This window comes from Microbacterium sp. NPDC058269 (genome assembly GCF_042881445.1).
In the GTDB taxonomy this organism is placed as follows: Bacteria; Actinomycetota; Actinomycetes; order Actinomycetales; family Microbacteriaceae; genus Microbacterium.
Genome location: NZ_JBHVXT010000001.1, coordinates 593,506 through 613,304, shown reverse-complemented (window position 1 = coordinate 613,304; position 19,799 = coordinate 593,506). Strand labels below are relative to the sequence as shown.

General features: G+C 69.6%; 19 protein-coding genes. 9 read left to right on the top strand and 10 right to left on the bottom strand.

Annotated features, from left to right (window positions below):
• The first annotated feature begins 66 nt into the window (after positions 1-66).
• From ACFVWL_RS03060 to ACFVWL_RS03050, 3 genes are read left to right on the top strand one after another with little or no spacing between them, the layout of a single operon-like run.
• Positions 67-837, top strand: a complete 771-nt coding sequence (locus ACFVWL_RS03060) for a DUF998 domain-containing protein (RefSeq protein ID WP_387178315.1) — start codon at positions 67-69, stop codon at positions 835-837.
• A 34-nt stretch (positions 838-871) separates the two neighbouring features.
• Positions 872-2,140, top strand: a complete 1,269-nt coding sequence (locus ACFVWL_RS03055) for a histidine kinase (RefSeq protein WP_387178312.1) — start codon at positions 872-874, stop codon at positions 2,138-2,140.
• Positions 2,137-2,796 (top strand): response regulator, encoded by a 660-nt coding sequence (locus tag ACFVWL_RS03050; RefSeq protein WP_387178309.1) that lies wholly within the window; start codon positions 2,137-2,139, stop codon positions 2,794-2,796. Before ACFVWL_RS03055 ends, ACFVWL_RS03050 begins: the two co-directional genes overlap by 4 nt.
• Before the next feature lie 99 nt (positions 2,797-2,895).
• Here ACFVWL_RS03050 and ACFVWL_RS03045 read toward each other — a convergent pair whose 3' ends face one another.
• The 5 genes from ACFVWL_RS03045 to ACFVWL_RS03025 form a co-directional block, all read right to left on the bottom strand.
• Positions 2,896-4,587 carry an ABC-F family ATP-binding cassette domain-containing protein gene (locus tag ACFVWL_RS03045; RefSeq protein ID WP_387178307.1) on the bottom strand — a complete coding sequence of 564 codons (1,692 nt, stop codon included), beginning with the start codon at positions 4,585-4,587 and terminating at the stop codon, positions 2,896-2,898.
• Between the two features lie 253 nt (positions 4,588-4,840).
• Positions 4,841-5,614 (bottom strand): ABC transporter ATP-binding protein, encoded by a 774-nt coding sequence (locus tag ACFVWL_RS03040; protein WP_387178304.1) that lies wholly within the window; start codon positions 5,612-5,614, stop codon positions 4,841-4,843.
• Entirely contained in the window at positions 5,611-6,660 is a 1,050-nt protein-coding gene (locus tag ACFVWL_RS03035; RefSeq protein WP_387178300.1) for a FecCD family ABC transporter permease, read from the bottom strand. The genes ACFVWL_RS03040 and ACFVWL_RS03035 overlap by 4 nt, the downstream gene beginning before the upstream one ends.
• Complete coding sequence (locus ACFVWL_RS03030) at positions 6,657-7,706, bottom strand: iron chelate uptake ABC transporter family permease subunit (RefSeq protein ID WP_387178297.1); 1,050 nt, start codon at positions 7,704-7,706, stop codon at positions 6,657-6,659. The genes ACFVWL_RS03035 and ACFVWL_RS03030 overlap by 4 nt, the downstream gene beginning before the upstream one ends.
• A gap of 91 nt (positions 7,707-7,797) precedes the next feature.
• Entirely contained in the window at positions 7,798-8,541 is a 744-nt protein-coding gene (locus tag ACFVWL_RS03025; RefSeq protein WP_387178294.1) for a helix-turn-helix domain-containing protein, read from the bottom strand.
• A 156-nt stretch (positions 8,542-8,697) separates the two neighbouring features.
• On the opposite strand from ACFVWL_RS03025, the gene ACFVWL_RS03020 reads away from it, so the two are divergent.
• The gene (locus ACFVWL_RS03020; RefSeq protein WP_387178292.1) at positions 8,698-9,690 is read left to right on the top strand and encodes an ABC transporter substrate-binding protein; all 993 of its coding nucleotides are present in this window, start codon (positions 8,698-8,700) and stop codon (positions 9,688-9,690) included.
• 1 nt (position 9,691) lies between these two features.
• On the top strand, positions 9,692-11,449 hold the full coding sequence (locus ACFVWL_RS03015; RefSeq protein ID WP_387178290.1) for a siderophore-interacting protein: 1,758 nt from the start codon (positions 9,692-9,694) through the stop codon (positions 11,447-11,449).
• Positions 11,450-11,522: 73 nt separating this feature from the next.
• On the opposite strand, the gene ACFVWL_RS03010 is transcribed toward ACFVWL_RS03015, so the two are convergent.
• Positions 11,523-12,179 (bottom strand): alpha/beta hydrolase, encoded by a 657-nt coding sequence (locus ACFVWL_RS03010; protein ID WP_387178287.1) that lies wholly within the window; start codon positions 12,177-12,179, stop codon positions 11,523-11,525.
• 72 nt (positions 12,180-12,251) lie between these two features.
• Between ACFVWL_RS03010 and ACFVWL_RS03005 the strand changes: the two genes are divergently transcribed.
• Complete coding sequence (locus ACFVWL_RS03005; protein WP_387178284.1) at positions 12,252-12,857, top strand: NUDIX hydrolase family protein; 606 nt, start codon at positions 12,252-12,254, stop codon at positions 12,855-12,857.
• 28 nt (positions 12,858-12,885) lie between these two features.
• Here ACFVWL_RS03005 and ACFVWL_RS03000 read toward each other — a convergent pair whose 3' ends face one another.
• Positions 12,886-13,953 (bottom strand): threonine aldolase family protein, encoded by a 1,068-nt coding sequence (locus ACFVWL_RS03000; protein WP_387178281.1) that lies wholly within the window; start codon positions 13,951-13,953, stop codon positions 12,886-12,888.
• 100 nt (positions 13,954-14,053) lie between these two features.
• Here ACFVWL_RS03000 and ACFVWL_RS02995 point away from each other — a divergent pair, with 100 nt between their 5' ends.
• The gene (locus ACFVWL_RS02995) at positions 14,054-15,520 is read left to right on the top strand and encodes an MFS transporter (RefSeq protein WP_387178279.1); all 1,467 of its coding nucleotides are present in this window, start codon (positions 14,054-14,056) and stop codon (positions 15,518-15,520) included.
• A 58-nt stretch (positions 15,521-15,578) separates the two neighbouring features.
• Here the strand turns inward: ACFVWL_RS02995 and ACFVWL_RS02990 are convergent, their stop codons facing one another.
• The gene (locus ACFVWL_RS02990) at positions 15,579-16,238 is read right to left on the bottom strand and encodes an SDR family NAD(P)-dependent oxidoreductase (protein ID WP_387178277.1); all 660 of its coding nucleotides are present in this window, start codon (positions 16,236-16,238) and stop codon (positions 15,579-15,581) included.
• Between the two features lie 131 nt (positions 16,239-16,369).
• Positions 16,370-17,809 (bottom strand): DUF6421 family protein, encoded by a 1,440-nt coding sequence (locus tag ACFVWL_RS02985; RefSeq protein ID WP_387178274.1) that lies wholly within the window; start codon positions 17,807-17,809, stop codon positions 16,370-16,372.
• Positions 17,810-17,881: 72 nt separating this feature from the next.
• Here ACFVWL_RS02985 and ACFVWL_RS02980 point away from each other — a divergent pair, with 72 nt between their 5' ends.
• Positions 17,882-18,340, top strand: coding sequence for an Lrp/AsnC family transcriptional regulator (locus tag ACFVWL_RS02980; RefSeq protein WP_055865693.1), 459 nt, complete (start codon positions 17,882-17,884; stop codon positions 18,338-18,340).
• 12 nt (positions 18,341-18,352) lie between these two features.
• On the opposite strand, the gene ACFVWL_RS02975 is transcribed toward ACFVWL_RS02980, so the two are convergent.
• Positions 18,353-19,378, bottom strand: coding sequence for a DUF5937 family protein (locus ACFVWL_RS02975; protein ID WP_387178272.1), 1,026 nt, complete (start codon positions 19,376-19,378; stop codon positions 18,353-18,355).
• Positions 19,379-19,423: 45 nt separating this feature from the next.
• On the opposite strand from ACFVWL_RS02975, the gene ACFVWL_RS02970 reads away from it, so the two are divergent.
• Complete coding sequence (locus ACFVWL_RS02970; protein WP_387178269.1) at positions 19,424-19,786, top strand: cupin domain-containing protein; 363 nt, start codon at positions 19,424-19,426, stop codon at positions 19,784-19,786.
• The last annotated feature ends 13 nt before the right edge of the window (positions 19,787-19,799 follow it).

The window sequence follows — 19,799 nt, the reverse complement described above, 5'->3', positions numbered from 1 at the left end:
ACGCCCCTTCGCAGTGGGCACTCGGGGCCGACGCGGCGGGGTGGCCTCCGCTCATACCGTCTCCCTATGCCCACCGAAAACACCGCCTCTCACCCTGCCGGAACCGCTCTTCGCGTCATCGCCTCGATCGGCGGAAGCGTGCTCGTCGCCGTAGCGCTGACCATCATCTGGGTCGCCCGGCTGAGCATCGACCGGGTCCTGTACGTGAGTGGTCTCGGGGCCGACGGCGAGCCGACCGCCGGGTGGTTCGAGCTCGCGCTGCTGCTCCTCGTCGCCGGGGGCTTCGCGGTGGCCTGGGCCGCGCGCGGACTGCGCTCGACGGTGCCGTGGCTCAGCATCTGGTCGCCGTCGTTCTCGGTGGCGATGGCGTCTTCCCTGTTCCTGGTGGCCTCGCAGGTCACCTGCACGACCGGGTGCCCGCTGCCGGTCGGCCCCGCGTTCACCTGGCAGGACCTGGTGCACACGACGGTCGCCGTACTCGCCTTCGCCCTGGCTGCGTTCGCGATGCTCCAGGTCTCGTTCGTCGAGGGACGGCGAACGCTCCGGGTGCTCTCCCTGGGCGCGGGGATCTCGACCGCCGTGATCGCTGCGGCCGGCGGCATCCTCTCCCTGCTGCAGTTCCGCACCGACATCGGCAGCATCTTCGAACTCGTCGCGACCACCATCGGCATGGGTTGGCTCGCCATCCTCGGCATGGACACCGCGGTCGCGCAGCGGCGTCGGGTGCGGCGCGAGACGTGGAAGCCGGCACCCCAGGTCGTCGAGGTCCACCGCAGCACCTCCCGCAGCACCTCCCGCAGCACCGCGACGGGTTCGCTCGCCGCCGCCGCTCGCTGAGGGAACCGCGTCGTGCGGTGCGTAGAGTCGTCACATGCGAGAGTCAGCACCGGTCGGCGACGACGGGGCCCGTGCGGAGGACCTGCCGCGGCCGCCCGGGGTGGTGCGGCGGTTCTGGGGCAATCACCCCTGGCTCGTCGACGGTCTGCTCGCCTTCCTCTATCTCCTGTGGGCCGGATTCTGGGCGATGGTCACCCCGCTCTCCTCCGGAGAGTGGTCACCGCTCGCACCGGTCCTCGTCCCGCTGATCCTCGCGGCGGTCGGCGCGGTCGGTCTGCTGTTCCGGCGCCATCGTCCCTGGCTCACCTTCGCGGTGTTCGCCCTCATCGCGGTCGTCGCCCTCGTCACCGACACGCTGGCGGATCCGATCGGCGTCAGCCTGGCGCTGTATGCGCTCTTCGTCTATCGCTCGAACCGCAGCGGGTGGATCGCGTTCGGGGTGACGGTGCTCGCCGGCGTCGTCGTGTTCCCCCTGCTCGACGGGCTTCGGCGCGGCGACCTCGCGGGCGCGTTCTCGGTGCCGGGCAGCCTGCTGTTCCTCGTCGTGATGCTGATCGCGGCACTCCTCGGAGTCACCGTGGGTGACCGGCGCCGCTACATCGGGGCGATCCTCGACCGTGCCAACCAGCTCGCGCGCGAACGTGACCAGCAGGCGCGGATCGCGACCCTGGCCGAGCGCGCCAGGATCACCCGCGAGATCCACGACGTCGTGGCGCACAGCGTGTCGGTGATGGTGTCGCTCGCGGACGGCGCAAGCGCCCTGGCCGAGAAGGATCCGCAGCGGTCGCGGAGTGCCATCCAGGAGATCGGCGAGGTCGGGCGGCAATCGCTCGTCGAGATGCGGCAGCTGCTCGGTGCGCTCGGTGATGACACGCCAGACGGAGAGGAACAGAGTCCGCTCCGCCCCAACCCCGGACTGAGCGAGCTCACCCCGCTGGTGGAGACCTTCCGCACCGCCGGGCTGCCCGTCACGGTCCGTACCCAGGGGGACGTCCCCTCCTCCCCGGCGCTGCAGAACACGATCCATCGCATCGTGCAGGAAGCACTCACGAACGCGCTGCGCTACGCGAAAGACCCGCGCGAGGTGCTCGTGAACCTCGACTTCCGCGGAGACATCCTCGTGGTCGAGGTCACCGACGACGGACGAGAGGGCCCTCCCGCGGCATCGGTCGGATCGGGGCGCGGCCTCGTCGGTGTGCGGGAGCGCGCGCGTCTCGCCGGTGGCACGGTGGAAGCCGGACCGCTCTCGGGTGGCGGATGGCGCGTGCGCGTGGAGATCCCCGAACAGGAGGAACAGGGATGACCGAGGAACGAATCCGGGTGCTCATCGTCGACGACCACGAGCTGATCCGCCGCGGCATGCGGATGGTGCTCGATGCCGAAGACGACATGCAGGTGGTGGGCGAGGCGGTCTCGGGTGCCGAGGCCGTGCACATGGCGGCTGATCTGCGACCCGATGTGATCCTGATGGACATCCGGATGCCGGAGATGGACGGGATCGAGGCGACCCGCCGCATCGTCAGGAGCACGCCGTCGAGCCGGGTTCTGGTGCTCACGACATTCGACCTCGACGAATACGCGTTCGGGAGCCTTCGCGCAGGAGCGAGCGGGTTCCTGTTGAAGAACACCCCGCCTGCACAGCTGACCGCCGCGATCCGGGCGATCGCCGCGGGCGACGCCCTGGTCTCGCCGCGTGTCACCCGATCGATGCTCGACCTGTTCGCCACGCGCCTGCCCCGGCAGTCCGAGACGGTGGATCCGCGGTTGGACGTGCTGACGGAGAGGGAGCGTGAGGTGTTCCTCGCCATCGCGAAGGGCTACAACAACACCGAGATCGGCGAGAGCTTGTTCGTGTCCGAGTCGACCGTGAAGACCCACGTCGGCCGCATCCTGCTGAAACTCGACCTGCGCGACCGGGTGCAGGCCGTCATCCTCGCCTACGAGGCCGGGCTGGTCTGACACGAGCTGGCCTGACGAGAGCTGGTCTGACGAGAGCTGGTCTGACGCGAGCGTGTGCCGAGGAGCTCTTCCCCGGCACCCGCCTCCGTCTGCTTCGCGTCACTGCTCCAGCGAGACCTCCTGGAGCGCGCCCTCTGCATCGATCTCGAGTGTCAGATCGAGATCGAGCCGTCGCAGGAACGCGTCGTCGTGACTCACGATGAGCACGGCACCGCGATAGGTGCGAAGGGCTTCGACGAGCTGGTCGACCGTGTCGAGGTCGAGGTTGTTCGTCGGTTCGTCGAGCGCCGCGAGGTGCGGTGCGGGATCGGCGAGCAACAGCTTGGCCAGCGCGACCCGGAAGCGCTCGCCGCCGGAGAGGGCGGCGACCGGTCGCTCTGCCGTGGCTCCCCGGATGAGGAACCGGGCGAGCCGATTGCGCAGCTCCTTCTCCGGCACGTGCGGTGCCGCGGCGGCGATGTTCTCGAACACCGACCGCTGCTCGTCGAGGCCGTCGACTCGCTGCGGCAGGTAGCCGATGAGATCGGTGTGGGCCTCGGCATGCAGGTACGGGCGTGCAGAACTCAGGAGATCCGCCCCGGATCCGGCTCCATCCGCACCCTGTGACGCGACGGACGCCGGTTCTCCTGAGTGGTGAACACCGCCGGCGACCAGCCGCTCCAGCAGCGTCGTCTTCCCGGCGCCGTTCTTGCCGATCAGTGCGACGCGCTCCGGCCCCTGGATCACCCAGGCCCGTTCGTGATCGCCGACCGTCGCGATGCGGCGGCTGCGCGACACCTGGGGGTCGGGCAGCTCGATCTTCATCGAGGCATCGGAGCGCACGCGTCGCCCGGCCTCGTCGTGCACCGAGCGCGCGGCGTCCTCCTTCGCACCGACCTCGGTGCGAAGCCTGCCCGCCGACACCTCGGCAGCCATCTTCCGCCCGTGGGCGACGATCTTCGGGACGCGCTTCTCGATCTCCGCCTTCTTCGCGGTGCGCGCGCGGTGGGCGAGCTTCACCTCGGCTTCGATCCGCTGCCGCTTCTCCTTGCGGAGCGCCTGGGCGGCCGTGACCTCCGCCTGTTTCGCGGCATCCTGCTCGGCGTCCAGCCAGGCGCGCCATTCCGAGTAGGGGCCACCGAACACGCTCAGTGTCTGGGCGTAGAGCTCCGCGGTGTCGTCCATCAGCTCGAGCAGCGACAGGTCGTGGCTGACGACGATGAGCGTGCCCTTCCAGGCGCGCACCATCGCCGCGAGCTTCGCCCTGGCCTCGCGGTCGAGGTTGTTGGTCGGCTCGTCGAGGAGCGTGATCGGTGCGCGGCGCAGGCGGATGCCGGCGATCGCGACGAGCACGGCCTCCCCGCCGGAGAGCTCTCCGACCCTGCGGTCGAGGAAGTCCGGCGCGAGCCCTGCCTCCGCCAGGGACGCCTCGGCGCGCGCCTCGATGTCCCAGTCGTCGCCGACCGCGTCGAAGTGCGCGGGATCGACGTCGCCGGCGCTGATCGCTCGCACGGCGTCGAGCGCCTCGGACACTCCGAGGAGCTCGGCGACGCGACGGTCGATGTCGAGAGTCAGCTGCTGCGGGAGATAGGCGACCTCGCCGGATGCCGTGACGACGCCCGAGGTCGGTTCGAGCTCGCCGGCCATCAGTCGCAGCAGCGTGGACTTGCCGGCGCCGTTGCGGCCGACGAGGCCGGTGCGTCCGGAGCCGAAGGCCCCGGAGACGCCGTCGAGCGCGACCGAGCCGTCGGGCCAGGTGAAGGTGAGCCGGTCGAGGATGACCGACGCGTGAAGAGGGGTGGGGGTTGACATGAGTGTCTCCTGTCGAGTGCGAGGGTGCACTGACACCGAGCCCCTGCCAGGCCGTGACACGCGTCACAGGATGCGGGAGGAGAGGGTCTGCCGTGGAGTCGGCGATCGTCGGGTCAGCGCGCGGAAAGAAGAGCGCGGAGGCGACGGATCAGATCAAAGGACTTCCAGACACGGCGGACAGGACTCCCCGACGATACCCGGGGTTGTCAGGATCGCGCAACTCCCGGGCGTGTCGGATCTGCGTGGACGGCGTTCACCGCCCGGGCAGCACGACGGGAGATCCGGTGTCCGGATCGGCGATCACCCTCGCCTCGAGATCGAACAGCTCGGTGAGCAGCGGGGCGTCGACGATCTCGCGGGGGTCGCCTTCTGCGACGATGCGGCCGTCCTTCATCGCGATCAGGTGCGAGGCATAGCGGGCGGCCTGGTTGATGTCGTGCAGCACCACGACGACGGTGCGCCCCTCCCGGTGCAGGCGCGTGACGAGTTCGAGCACCTCGATCTGGTGTCCGATGTCGAGGAACGTCGTCGGCTCGTCCAGCAGCAGGATCGGGGTCTCCTGCGCGAGCGCCATCGCGATCCAGGCGCGTTGGCGCTGACCACCGGAGAGCTCGTCGACGTTGCGCTCGGCGAGATCGGTGACGTTCGTCGCCGCCATGGCCTCCGCGACCGCCCGCTCGTCCTCGACGGACCAGCTCGACAGCACGCTCTGGTGCGGGTAGCGGCCCCGGCCGACGAGATCCGCGACCGTGATGCCTTCCGGAGCGAGCGGACTCTGCGGCAGCAGGCCCATCCGTCGTGCCACTTCTTTGGTCGACAGGCGTGTGATGTCTCCGCCGTCGAGCAGCACGCGTCCTCCGGTGGCCGGGAGCAGCCGGGCGAGCGCGCGCAGCAGCGTCGACTTGCCGCAGGCGTTCGGCCCCACGATCACGGTGAGTTCCCCATCGGGAATGCGCACGTCGAGGCCGTCGAGCACCCCTCGTCCGCCGTACCCGGCCCGCAGTTCCTCGGTCGCGAGTCGTGTCATCGTCGTCCTCCTCCGGTGAAGCGCCGGCTCTCACGCATGAGCAGCACGAGCAGGTAGATGCCGCCGATGCAGATCGTCACGGCGCCGGTCGGCAGCGTCACATCGGGGATCGCGTGCTGCGCGATCACGTCGGCCGAGAGCAGCAGCACCGATCCGGTCAGCGCGGCACCGATCAGATCGACCGATGTTCCCCGTCCGGTGAGGCGCTGTGCGATCTGCGGCGCGGCCAGGGCGACGAAGGCGATCGGACCGGCGGCTGCCGTCACCGCCGCGATCGCGGCGACGCCGAGCAGCATGAGCATGCCGCGGGTGCGTTCGAGGGGGATGCCGAGCATCGCCGCGGCGTCGTCGCCGAGCTCGAGCCGTCGCATCCGCCGTTGTGCGGCGGGGGCGCACAGCAGCACCACGGCGATGGCGATCGCGGCGAAGCCGAGCGTCGTCCAGTCGACGGCAGCGAGGGATCCCGCCCCCCACACCGCGGCGCGCAGGGCGAGGTCGACGTCGGCCCTGGTGCTGAACCAGGTGTTCAGCGATCCGAGCAGCGCCCCCATCGCGATGCCGACGATGATGAGTCGGAAGCCCTGCATGCCGCGTCGGAAGGCCAGGAGGTAGACCACGGCCGCCGTCAGTACTCCGCCGATCAGCGCTCCGGTGGCGTAGGCGGCGTACCCGGTCGTGCCGGTGAGCATCATCAGGATCACGCCGGTGTACGACCCGGTGCTGAAGCCGATCACGTCGGGGCTGCCCAGCGGATTGCGGGTGAGCGACTGGAAGATGCTGCCGGATACGCCCAGCGCCGCGCCGAAGAGCAGCGCCGCGACGACGCGGGGTGCCCGCCATTCGATCACGACCTTGCGCGCCGGGCCATCGGTGCTGCCGAGGAAGGCCCCGATCACCTCGCTCGCACTCAGCCCGTAGCTGCCGAGCGTCATCGCCCAGACGGCGAGCGACAGGGCGAGCAGTGTGAGTGCCGCGCACACCAGGAGCATCCGCCGCGTGGTGCGCATCGACAGCGGTCCGGCGCGCAGGACGAGGGCCGCGCTCACAGGGCCTTCGCCTTCCGCCCGCGCACCAGCGCGATGAGCACCGGTGCGCCGATCAGAGGCAGCATCACCCCGACCTGCAGTTCTGCGGGGACGGCCACGATCCGGCCGAGGATGTCGGCGCCGATCACCAGCGCGGGGGCGAGCACCGCGGAGTAGACGGTGATCCAGACCCAGTCCGGGCCCGTCAGCCAGCGCACCGCGTGGGGTACGACGAGCCCCACGAAGACGAGCGGTCCCACCGCTGCCGTCGCCGCACCGCACAGGAGGGCGACGGCCAGGACGATCCCGACACGTGCGGCTCCGAGTCGTACGCCGACCGCCCTGGCAGTGTCCTCACCGAGGGAGAGGGCGTTGAGCGGGCGCACGCAGAACGCGGCGATCAGGAGCCCGACTGCGAGGGGGACGAGGATCGCGCCGATCGTGCCGGCCGGGCGGTCGGCGAGGGTGCCCGCGCCCCAGAAGCGCATCCGGTCGAACGTCTCGGTGTCGACGAGCGCGAGCGTGTGCGAGAAACCGGTGAGCACGGCGGCGAAGGCCACGCCGACCAGGGTCAGACGCACCGGCGATCCGGCCCCGCGACCCGCTCCTGCCGCGAGGTAGACGAGAGCGGACGCCGCGATGGCCCCCACGAACGCGAACGGCAGGTACTGATCGATCCGGGTGATCCCGAGGAAGGCCACCGCGAGCGTGACCGCGAAGCCCGCACCGGCGTTCACCCCGAGGATGCCGGGATCGGCGAGCGGGTTGCGGGTGAGGGCCTGGATGAGCGCCCCCGAGACGCCGAGCGCCGTGCCGACGAGGATCCCGAGCAGTGTCCGGTCGACCCGAGCGGTGGTCACGGTGACCTGGCTCACCGACCCGTCCGGTGCTGTGAACGCCTGCCAGACCACGTCGAGGGAAAGCGCGGCAGACCCCACGACCACGCTGAGGACGCACAGCCCGCCCAACAACAGCAGCGAGGCGATCAGGCCCAGAACCCGCCGCCGGGTGCGATGGCGTCGAACGCCGGTGCGGGCGGCCGGCTCGATGCGCACGGCGGTGGTCATGGGGCTCCTCTGGACGCCGAAACGCTAACAGCTTCGGCGGCCGGCACTGTGCGTCGACAGCCCTCGCTCGATGGTGTTCCCACGCAGTCGCTCAGTCGTTCAGGAGCGCGTTGCGGGGGTCGGCGGTCAGACGATCGGCAGTGATCCCGGTCTCCCTGCTGAGCGCCTTCACGAGTCCGGCCCTCGTGCTGAAGCCGGAGAGTCGGGCTGCAACCGTCAGATCGCCCCCGCCTACCAGGTGCGCGACGGCCGCGTTCAGGCGGGCACGTCCACGCCAGCGGGAGAACGACCACCCGGTCTCCGTGACGAAGATCCGCTGCACCTGCCTCGCGCTCATCCGATGCCGGGTGGCGAGCTCGTCGAGAGGAAGAGGTAGACGCAGGGCGTCCTTCGCGAGGCGGCGCGCGGCGGGGTGCTCGGGGTACACGACGGTGAAGTAGGGACGCGACACCGTCTGCAGCACGCGAGCGATGGCGCGGCGGAACGGCAGGATCTGCGCGTCGGTGCTGGGGGCTGCGACGAGGGCGGTGGTCATCACGTCGACGAGCGCGGGGACCACACCGAGCACACGGACCCGCGTCGAGGGCGATGCTGTGTCTTCGAGGATCGGGCCGAGCACGGTCCCGCCCTCGCGGATGCGGACGGCGTGCGGCACATGCGGCTGCATCCAGACCGCTTCGTGCCGACGCAGCGGGATGTCGACGCCGTCGACGGTGAGTACGGCCGAGCCCGTCACGACGTAGACGACATGGGGTTCGTCGTGCTCGTGGGTGTCGTGCCCGAGGAAGCGGATCGAGTTCTCCGGGACGGTGCCGGCGAGAGCGGTGGATCGCACGCTGTTCCCCTCCGAGACATGTCGTATCCGTCAGCGTCGATGTCGCATACGTCACGATTCGACCGGTTAGTGAGAATAGCCTTACCTTACCCGAGCAGCGCCGTCCGCCGCGTGCCCGCCGGTCCCACCGCACCCGCCGATTCCCGAGGTCTCTCCATGTCCAGATCCGTCCGTCTTCTCGCTGCGCTCCCCGTGGTCGCCCTGTTCGCCCTGGCATCCTGCTCCGCGCAACCCGCGCCGGAGTCGGGCGCCGGTGCCTCCGGCGAAGCCGAGACCCGCGTCGTCACCACCGACCAGGGAGACGTCACGATCCCGGCCGATCCGCAGAAGGTCGTGGTGCTGAACTACGCCCTCGCCGGGTACCTGTACGACCTCGACGTGCCGGTCGCAGCGCTCACCTCCGAGGACTTCGGCTACGACGCCGCGTTCTCCGACTTCTGGGCCGAGGATGCCGAGAAGCAGGGCACCGAGTTCATCTCGTGGAGCGGCGACGGCTTCGACCTCGAGGCGATCCTCGCGCTCGAACCCGACCTGATCGTGGGAGGAGGAATCGGCTTCCCCCTCTTCCTCGCCACCGACGCGTACGACGATCTGAGCGACATCGCCCCGACCGTGCTCGTCAGCGGCAAGAAGGCGACGTGGCAGGACCAGTACTCGTTCCTGGCCGACGACGTCTTCGGCAAGGGCGAGGTCTACGACGAGGCGCTCGACGCCTACGAAGACCGGGTGACCGAAGTCGCCGCGAACATCACGGTGCCGACCGCGCCGTCGGCGTTCCTCTCGATCCTGCCCGACGGCACGGTCTACGTCGCCCGCGAGGACATGGGTCTTCCGGTGGTGTTCGACGCCGTCGGCATCGAGGCCGCGCCGCTCTTCGCGGAGGGCGACTACGAGCCCTACACGCCCGGCGGCGACTCGTTCGAGCTGTCGACCGAGCAGGTGGGGCAGGTCATCACGCAGCCCACCGTGTTCATCACCGGCTTCAACACCGACATCGGCGACATCGACACACTGTCGGCGAACCCGGTCCTCGCCGCCCTCCCGGCGTTCCAGGACGACGCTGCCTACGTGCTGCCGTACTGGGTCGCACGCGGCGACTACGACGAGGCCCTGGCTCTGCTCGACATCATCGAGGAGCTGTTCGGCTGAGATGGCACAGCGCGCATTCACTTCGCATCCGCTGGTCGTGCGCCGCGTGACGGTGCGTCGCATCGAGGAGGTCACTCCTCGGATGCGACGCATCGTCGTCGGCGGGGAAGGGCTGGGGGAGACCGTCGTCGACGGGCACACCCATCGGGCCTTCGCGGCCCCGGGCTTCGACGACCACATCAAGCTGATCTTCGCCGCGGATGGCGACCTGGAGTCGGCGCTGCCGATCCAGCTGCCGCACGGCATCGAATGGACTGCGGCGGAGAACAGGCTCGCCCGCGATTACACACCGCGCTGGGTGGATGCCGCAGCCGGGGAGATGGCGCTCGACTTCGTGCTGCACGGTGACGGACCGGCCGCGACGTGGGCGCAGTCGGCCGCACCCGGTGACGACCTGTGCTTCGTCGGACCGAAGTCGTCGCTGCGGCTTCCCGAGGAGCTGGACTGGATCGTGCTGATCGCCGACGAGACCGGTCTGCCGGCGGTCGGGCGGTTCCTCGACGAACGTCCCACCGCCGCCGCCGCGCACGTGCTGCTGGCGGTGGAGGAGGAGACCGCCCGGCAGGAGCTGCGCCTGCGCGCGGGCGACACCGTGACCTGGGTGACCGCCCCGGCAGGCGACGCGCCCGCTCTGGAAGCGGCCGTGCGGGCCCTCGTGCTTCCGGAGGACGGTGAGGGCTATGTGTGGGCGGCGGCGGAGAGCCGTGCCCTTCTGCCGGTGCGGCGGTACCTGCAGCGTGAGCGGGGACTCGCGAAGGATCGCATCAACATCACGGGCTACTGGCATGCCGAGGTCGTCTCCGAGGGAGCGGAGTCATCGGAACAGGCGCTGCCGCCGGTCTCCGAACCGGCATCGCCCGTGCCGTGGCTCGTCGTGCGAGCCGCCATCCGCATCGGCATGGTGGATGCCCTCGCCGAGGGGCCGCTGTCGGTGCGGGAGCTGGCGGCCAGGCTCGGGGTGGCTGCGCGGTCGATCGAGGCCTTGCGCGGCATCCTCGCGTCGGCGGAAGTGGTCGTGGGCGAGGTCGATGCGCTCGCCCTCGGCCGCTTCGGCGAGGATCTCCTCGAGGAGCATCACCGCGAGGAGTTCGACGGCCTCGAGGCGGAGGCCGTGCTGGCGCTGCGTGATCTCGACGACGCGCTGCGGGACGGGGTCTCTCCCTGGGAAAGAGCGCACGGGGCGACTCTCGCGATGCAGGCGCAGGCGGATGCCGCCCATGTCGAGGAGCTCATGGAGGACGCCGGTCGGCTGGCCTACCTGCTCGACGGCTTCGTGGCGGACCCGATGTGGCAGGAGGTCTCCAGCCTGCTCGTCGTCGGCCCTGGCGCCCCCGCGGTTCTCGGCGCCTTCGAGGACGGTGGACGCGGCGGCATCGGTGTCGCCCTGCACGAGCACGGGCGGGTGCGCGACGCCGTCGTCGAGGCGGTGGGGCAGGATCCGTCCGCCGGGTGGACCGGTCGGCTGGTCGACGTCGCGGTGCTCGCTCTTGCCCTCGCGCACCGGACGGATGCCGAGGCCGTCGCTCTCCTCGACGAGCTCGCGCCGCACGCGGCACGCGTGATCCTCCTCGAATCGAGCAGGCCGGACGCACTCAGCCCGGGCGTCGAGGAGCATCGGATCATCAGCTTCGCCATGACCGGTGCGCCGTTCCGCTCCAGCGAGGCGCTGGGAGAGCTCGCAGCCGCTGCGGGCTGGACGACCGAGCAGGTGCAGCCGCTCGGCTGGGGGATCGAGGCGACCTTCCTGGTCCGCGCCTGACGCGGACGCGAGACCGTGGAGGTACCGTTCACCTCGGAGGGTGCCGAGCGGTATCGCCACGGCCCGTCGGGGCTCAGCTCGCGGCGATGCCGTCGATCCACTTCGTGAAGAACCGGTGCACGTCGGTCAGCTCCTCTTCGGAGATGCTGTGCGTGAGTCCCGTGTACACCCGACCCGACAGCTCCGAGTGCGCGGGCAGCCACTGGGCCGTGTGATCGATCAACGCGGGCGGGATGACGTCGTCGTGCGTGCCTCGTCCCCAGAACACGTGTGGGCGCAGCTCGGCCAGCTCCTCATCGTTCGGCAGTTCGCCCGGCGCCGCGTAGCCGCTCAGGACCGCCACGGCGCCGAAGCGCTCCGGAGCCAGGCGCAGAGCCTGCAGCGACACCGCCGCGCCCTGCGAGAAGCCCAGCAGGGCGACCGAGGGGGCATCGGCCGCCGCGGTGTCGAGCCAGCGAAGGAAGGCCTCTGCCGCCAGGGTCACGGCCTCGGCGCTGCGTCCGTCGAGACCCTCGATCGGGTACCAGGACCGGCCGGGCATCGGCCACGGCGGTGCGAGGGGAGCAGCGACGGACGCCACCGCGATTCCCGCAGGAAGGTAGGGGACGAGTCCGAACAGGTCGTGTTCGTCGGCGCCGTATCCGTGCAGCAGGACCAGCAGCGGCATCCCCACGCGGTCGGGGGACGACCATCTGGTCGCGGTGTCGTCGATCGTCAGGTTCTCACTCACACGGTCATCCTGCCAGGGGCGACGGACGTGCGCGCGGTGTCGGTTCCGGGAAGCGGCTGGTAGAAAGGACACATGGCCGTCCGCACACCTGATCCCGATCCGGAGCCCGATGACGATGGTCTCGGCGACTTCCCGGATTCGAACCGGCCCGCGCCCGACGCGAATCCCGGCTGGCTGAGCGAGTTCGAGCTCGAAGAGGCGCGGCGTCGACTGCCGATGCTCTACGTCGAGGCCATCCCGGTGCGCACCGACGGCTCCGGCCAGGTGATCGAGATCGGCATCCTGCTGCGGTCCACCCCGATGGGGGAGATGACCCGCACGATCGTGTCCGGCCGGGTGCGATTCGGTGAGACGATCCGCGACGCCCTCTTCCGCCACGTCGAGAACGATCTGGGACCGATGGCCTTCCCGCTGCTGCCGCCGCAGCCGCTGCCGTTCACGGTGGCCGAGTACTTCCCGATCCCCGGGGTGAGTGCGTTCCACGATGACCGGCAGCACGCGGTCTCGCTGGCCTACGTCGTGCCGGTGACCGGCACGTGCGAGCCGCGTCAGGACGCTCTCGAGGTCACCTGGTTCTCGCCGGAGGCCGCCGGTTCCGACGCGGTCGCCGCCGAGATGGAGAACGGTCGGGGCACGCTCATCCGTCAGGCGCTCGCGAGCCTCGGTCTCCTGCGCTGACGTCTTCTGCGCTGACGCTCGCGGAGGGTCAGGCCGTGGTGAGGCGGGAGAGTTCGGCGACGAACGCGTCGACGTCGGCTTCCTCGGTGTCGAAGCCGCACATCCAGCGGACTTCCTTGCGCGCCGCATCCCAGTCGTAGAAGCGGAACGAGTCGCGGAGCTGGTCGGCGACGCCGTCGGGCAGCGTGGCGAAGACACCGTTCGACTGGGTCGGCTGCGTGAACCCGACACCCTGGATGGAGCCGTCGGCGATGCCGGCCTCGATCTCGGAGCGCAGGCGGGCGGCCATGGCGTTGGCGTGCCGGGCGTTGCGCAGCCAGAGGTCGCTCTCGAGCAGGGCGATCAGCTGAGCCGAGACGAACCGCATCTTCGACGACAGCTGCATGTTGAACTTGCGCGAGTACTTGAGCCCGTTCGATGCCTCGGGGTTCAGCACGACGATCGCCTCGCCGAGCATGGCGCCGTTCTTGGTGCCGCCGAAGGTGAGCACGTCGACACCGGCGTCGCGGGTGAATGCGCGCAGCGGCAGGTCGAGGGCGGCCGCGGCGTTCGAAAGCCGGGCGCCGTCGAGGTGCAGCTTCATGCCGCGCTCGTGCACGTGGTCGGCGATCGTGCGGATCTCGTCGGCCGTGTACAGCGTGCCGAGTTCGGTCGTCTGGGTGATCGAGACGACCAGCGGCTGCGCACGGTGCTCGTCACCCCACCCCCAGGCTTCGCGGTCGATCAGGTCGGGGGTGAGCTTGCCGTCGTCGGTGGGGACCGTGAGCAGCTTGAAGCCGCCGATCTTCTCGGGGGCCGCAGCTTCGTCGACGTTGATGTGCGCGGTCGAGGCGGCGATCACTGCACCCCAACGCGGCAGCATCGACTGCAGGCCGGTCACGTTCGCGCCGGTGCCGTTGAACACCGGGAACGCCTCCACGCCCTCGCCGAAGTGCTCCTGGAAGACCTCCTGCAGGCGCGCGGTGTACGCGTCCTCGCCGTAGGCGCTCTGGTGGCCGCCGTTCGCCGCGGCGATCGCCGCGAGGATGTCGGGGTGGATACCGGAGTAGTTGTCACTGGCGAAGCCCCGGATCGCGGGGTCATGCTGGATGCTCACCTCTCCAGCCTAATTGTCCGGCCGCTGCTCCCGGTCCGCCACAGCCTCATCTCCGCAGTAGGGGTTCCGGATGTCGGGGGCCGGTCCTACCCTCGAAGTCATGGAGCGCACCGCCGCGAAGAGGGCCTTCGCCAACGTCCTCGTCAACACGCTCATCGCGAACGTGACGACGAGCTTCCTGTGGTTCGCACTCACGTTCTGGGTGTACATCGAGACGCAGTCGGTGCTGGCCACGGGCATCATCGGCGGGGCCTACATGCTGTTCGTCGCGTTCTTCGCGATGGCGTTCGGCACGATCGTCGACCGCAACCGCAAGCACACCGTCATGGTGATCTCGAGCGTCATCTCCGCGGTCGCCTTCCTGGTCGCCGGTGCGCTCTACCTCTGGCAGCCCGAGGCGGCGCTGCTCGATCTGGGCGGACCCTGGTTCTGGCTGTTCTCCGGGGTCATCCTGTTCGGCGGCGTGATCGAGCAGCTGCGCAACATCGCGCTGTCCACGACCGTCACCCTCCTCATCCCCGAAGACAGACGCGCGAACGCGAACGGTCTGGTCGGCACGGTGCAAGGCATCGCGTTCCTCGTCACGAGCGTGTTCTCGGGGCTCTCGATCGGATTCCTCGGCATGGGGTGGACCCTCGCGATCGCCATCGCCGCCATGGCGCTCACGTTCGCGCACCTGCTGTTCGTCCGCATCCCCGAGGGGGCTCCGGAGCCCGACCCGAACGCATCCAGCGCTCTCGACTTCCGCGGCAGCGTGCAGGCCATCCGGCTGGCTCCCGGCCTGTTCGCCCTGATCATCTTCTCCACGTTCAACAACCTCATCGGCGGCGTCTACATGGCGCTCATGGACCCCTACGGGTTGACGCTCTTCGACGCTCAGACCTGGGGGTTCGCCCTGGCGTTCGCCTCGACCGGATTCCTGGTGGGCGGCGGGCTGGTGGCCAAGTTCGGACTCGGGCCCAAACCCATGCGCACGATGCTGCTCGTGGTCATCGCGATGGGGCTCCTCGGGTCGGTGTTCATGCTGCGCGAGTGGTGGCCGCTGTACGTGATCGGCATGTGGGTGTACATGGCGTTGGTGCCGCCCGTCGAGGCGGCCGAGCAGACCGTGATCCAGAAGGTCGTGCCGTTCCAGCGACAGGGGCGCGTGTTCGGTGTGGCGGCGGCGATGGAGGCGGCAGCCGCTCCGCTCACCGCATTCCTGATCGCGCCGATCGCCGAGTTCCTGATCATTCCCTACATGAACACCGCCCAGGGGCAGCGACAGTGGGGGTGGCTGCTCGGCGAGGGGGAGGCGCGAGGAATCGCCCTGATCTGTCTGTTCGCCGGACTCATCATGGTCGTCGCCGCGACCCTGGCGTTCTTCACCCGCTCGTATCGCAAGCTCACTGTGCTCTACGCCGAGGCTCCGGAGCAGGAGATCGATGCTCTCGAGCAGGGGGACGCAGGCGAGGTCGTCGAGACGGGGTCGACCGCGGTCGACCCCGAGGGCCAGAGGCGAGCCGGGGAGGACCGGCATGCGGACGCCCCTCCCGTCGTACCGGGGATGCCACCCGACACCCGGTGACAGGAACGCCATCCAGGAATGGATCGGGCGATCGGATCCCGGAGATCGAGCCCGGGGATCACTCCAGGTCGAACACCCGGTCGTTGAGTTCGGCGGCGTCCTCGTCCCACAGTGCGACGATCCGTGTGGCGAGTGTCTCGGGATCGAGCGCCTTCGCGCGGAACACGACGGATGCAGCGCGCAGCGGTTCTCCCGCCTCACGCGCGGCCTTGGCGTAGCCCTGGGCGACCGCGCGGGTCCAGGCCTCGCTCGCGGCCTTGACGGCGGCGTAGTTCGCTCCACCCGCGAGGGGGCGTGCGACGGCGGTGGACGACACGATCGCGAAGCGTCCGGCGTCGGAGGTGCGCAGGGCGTCGTCGAATGCCCTGCTCGTGGCGCGTACGGCTTCGAGTGCGGGGAGCAGGGCGACGAAGTCCCCGTCTGATTGCCCGGCCAGGCCTCCGCCTCCGCGCCAGCCGCCGACGAGGGGGACCACCGCGTCCACCGGCCCGATCCGCGAGGCCAGCGCGGTCATCTCCTCGAGCGAGGTCGCATCGGCGAGTTCGATCTGCGCCCCGGCGTCGGCGAGCTCCTGCAGACGTTCGGCCGAGCGACCGGTGGCGATGACGCGGGCGTTCGCGGCGACCAGTGTGCGCGTCACGGCGAGGCCGGCCGTGCTGGTGGCCCCGGCGAGGACGACGATGCGCCCCGAAGCGTTCGAGTCGGTGTGTTCAGCCATGTCGTCCACTCTTCCGGATCGGAGGGGCTTCTGCGGCCGGAACCTGCGGGAGAATCCACAGAACAGGTTCCGGCCGCAGCGCGGTGCGCCCCAGCGTCACACTCGGAACGCGCGCAGTGCGCGCGTGGTCATCAGTCGTCCGTGCCGCGGATGCCGACGGTCGATTCGATGACGGGCTTCATCTTCTTGTCGAGGGTCTCGAAGAACATCGACAGCGGGAACTCGTCGTCCATCACGGCATCCGTGTACCCCTTCGGCGCACCGGCGAGGATCTCGTCGGACAGTCCACGGGCCCACTTCGATGCCGGGTGCGGGGTGAGCGTGCCTCGGACGAGCTCGTAGGCTGCGAGCCAGTGCGCGACCTTGGGGCGGTCGATCGAGTGCCAGTACAGGTCGTCGATCGCATCTCCCAACGCCACCACGGCATCCGGCACGTTGTCCCAGTCGAAGGCGAGGGCGGTGTCGGTCCAGTGCAGCACGCCGCGCTGGTGCAGCCACGCGAACAGCAGCTGTCCGCCCACCGCGTCGTAGTTGCGGGTGCGGGTGCCCGTGATCGAGAAGCGGAAGATGCGGTCGAAGATCACCGCGTACTGCACGAGGTGCGCGTAGTCGTGCATCTCCTGCTCGGCCTCGGTGAGCTCTTCCCCGGCATCGATGCGCGCGGCGAGGGCACGCTCGATCTTCACGGACTCGCGGAACGCGGTCATGTCGCAGCGCATCTCCTCCAGCGAGTAGAGGAAGAACGGCATCCGCTGCTTGATCATGAACGGGTCGAACGGCAGGTCGCCGCGCATGTGGGTGCGGTCGTGGATGATGTCCCACATCACGAAGGTCTTCTCGGCCATCTGCTGATCGTCGAGCATCGCGGCTGCGCGCTCCGGCAGGTCGAGGTTGGTGATCGCAGCCGCGGCACGGGTGACGCGACGGTAGCGGGCCGCCTCGCGGTCCTGGAAGATCGCGCCCCAGGTGAAGGTCGGGATCTCGCGCATCGCGACGGTCTCGGGGAACAGCACGGCCGAGTTCGTGTCGTAACCGGGTGTGAAGTCGACCAGACGCAGCGAGACGAACAGCTTGTTGCCGTAGTCGCCCGCTTCGAGCGCCGCGATGAACTCCGGCCAGATCGTCTCGACGATCAGGGCCTCGACCAGACGATCGCTCGAGCCGTTCTGCGTGTACATCGGGAACACCACGAGGTGGCGGATCCCGTCGACGCGGTGCTGCTGCGGCTGGAAGGCCATCAGCGAGTCGAGAAAGTCGGGCACCCCGAAGTCCGAGGCTGCCCAACGGTCGAAGTCGACGACGGAAGCGGTGAGGTACTCGGCGTCGTGCGGGAAGGCAGGGGCGAGCGCGCGGATCGCGGCAGTGAGCGCACCAACGAGCTCGCGGGCCGCGGCGTGGTGCGCGGCGTCGGGGATCGAACCGTCCTTGATCTGCATCTCGCGGATCGCGATCGCCGCGTCCTTGAGCTGTGCCCAGGCGGCGGACTGTTCGGCGATCGATGCGTCCTCGACGACCTCGGGTTCGCCGACGATGGCCTGAACAGCGGAACTGTTGGCGGAAAGAAGGGACATCGGGACCTCCGATCGGAGTTTTTGACGGAAAGATTCCTGTGCAAACGGAATCCTGACGATAATCTTACAGCTATGGATGACTCTGTCGACCGCGCGATCCTGACCGCCATCTCCCGTGACGGCCGCGCCACGCTCTCCCAGCTCTCGGACGCCGTCGGACTCTCGGTCTCGGCGGTGCAGTCGCGCCTGCGCAGGCTGGAGACGAGGGGAGTCATCTCCGGGTATCAGGCGATCCTCGACCCCGAGCAGGTGGGCACCCCGCTCTCGGCGTTCATCGAGATCACCCCGCTCGACCCTGCCCAACCGGACAACGCTCCCGAGCTGCTCGAACACCTCGACGCGATCGAGGCCTGCCACTCCATCGCCGGTGACGCGAGCTACATGCTCTTCGTCCGCGTCCCGTCCCCGCGTGCGCTCGAAGAGCTGGTGCGCGACGTGCGGCTCGCGGCGAACGTCAGCACCCGCACGACCGTGGTGCTGCAGACCTACTACGAGCACCGACCGATCATCCCGGTGGGCTCCGCCGAGTAGAGCCGTGGGGGGTCAGAGCACCGCGCCCACCATCGCCTCACCCAGCGGGGTGCGCAGGTGGAGCATCCTGGTGCCGTCGCGTTCGCTGGCGATCAGTCCTGCACCGCGCAGCACGGCCAGGTGATGCGAGGCGGTCGATATCGCGAGGCCGGCATCGCAGGCGACCTGCGACGTCGTGCGGGCGGTGCCGGCGCGCAGCAGCATGCCCGCTCGTGCCGGTCCCAGCAGGGCGCCGAGCGCGTCGGCGATGTCGGCGGTGTCGCGGGCCCAGCCGGCGGTGACGCCTCGAGCCGGATAGAACAGGGTGGGCTGCGCTGGTGGCTCGGTGAGCACCATGCAGCCCCACGCCGACATCACCGAGGGGACGAGCACCAGGCCGCTTCCCCGGCAGTCGACCTGTTCGCTGTGGCGACGCAGCGAGACGCGGACGGCACCCGACCCCCAGGTCACCTGTCGGTGCAGATCACCGGCCATGCCCGCGATGCCCGCGCTCGCGATCGTGCGCGTGCGGACAGCGATGTCGGCACGCAGCAGTCGTTCGAGCTGCGCCCATACCGGAGAGAGCACCGCTTCCCACACGGCCGCCCAGGCGTCGGCGATCATCCCGCGAGCCCGCTCGGGGTGATCCTGCATCTCGCGCAGAGCCTGCTGCCGGGTTCCGCTCGATCTCATCACCATCTTCCCGAAGTCGACGCGCATCGGGTCGAGAGGGGCGGTTCGCAGTTCATCGAGCTCGACCTCGGGCGTCAGGTCCCAACGGGGTGCGGTCGTCAGGAAGTCGGGCAGATAACCGTCGTCGCCGATCACGGTCGTGAGCAGCGTGAAGTCCTCGCGGGGCAGGCGTTCACGAACGGACCGCAGCCATCCCCACTGCAGCGGATGCGCGGCGGGGCGCCGCAGTACCCGAACGGCGTGGGCCAGCTCGTGGCCCGGGGAGATGCCGAACCGCACCGCCTCGACGTCGCCCGGGCTCAGATGGAACTCGACGCGATGGTCAGGGTGCTCGACGCCCTCGATCGGGCTGGAGTTTCGATCCACATCGAAACTCTAGGGACTGCTCGTGAGGCTGTCGAGACTGGAGCCATGAACAGCACACCACCTCCCTCGGGGGTCGTCGCCGGGGCTGACATCCGCATCGGCACGGGCCGCAGCCGCAGGTTCGTCGGGGCCGAGCACGGTGCGGAGGTGTCGTACTTCTTCGTCGAGAACCAGCCGGGGGAGGGGCCGGAACTGCACTGGCATCCCTATTCTGAGACCTGGGTCGTGATCGAGGGTGTTGCCTCCATCACGGTGGGCGAGGAGACTTTCGTGGCCGGGGCGGGAGACACCGCCACCGGCCCCGCGTACATCCCGCACCGCTTCACGAATGTGGGCGACGGGGTCCTCAAGATCATCGGCATCCACGCCTCGGCCACCATCATCCAGACGTTCCTCGACGAGGACTGAGCACAGGAGCATC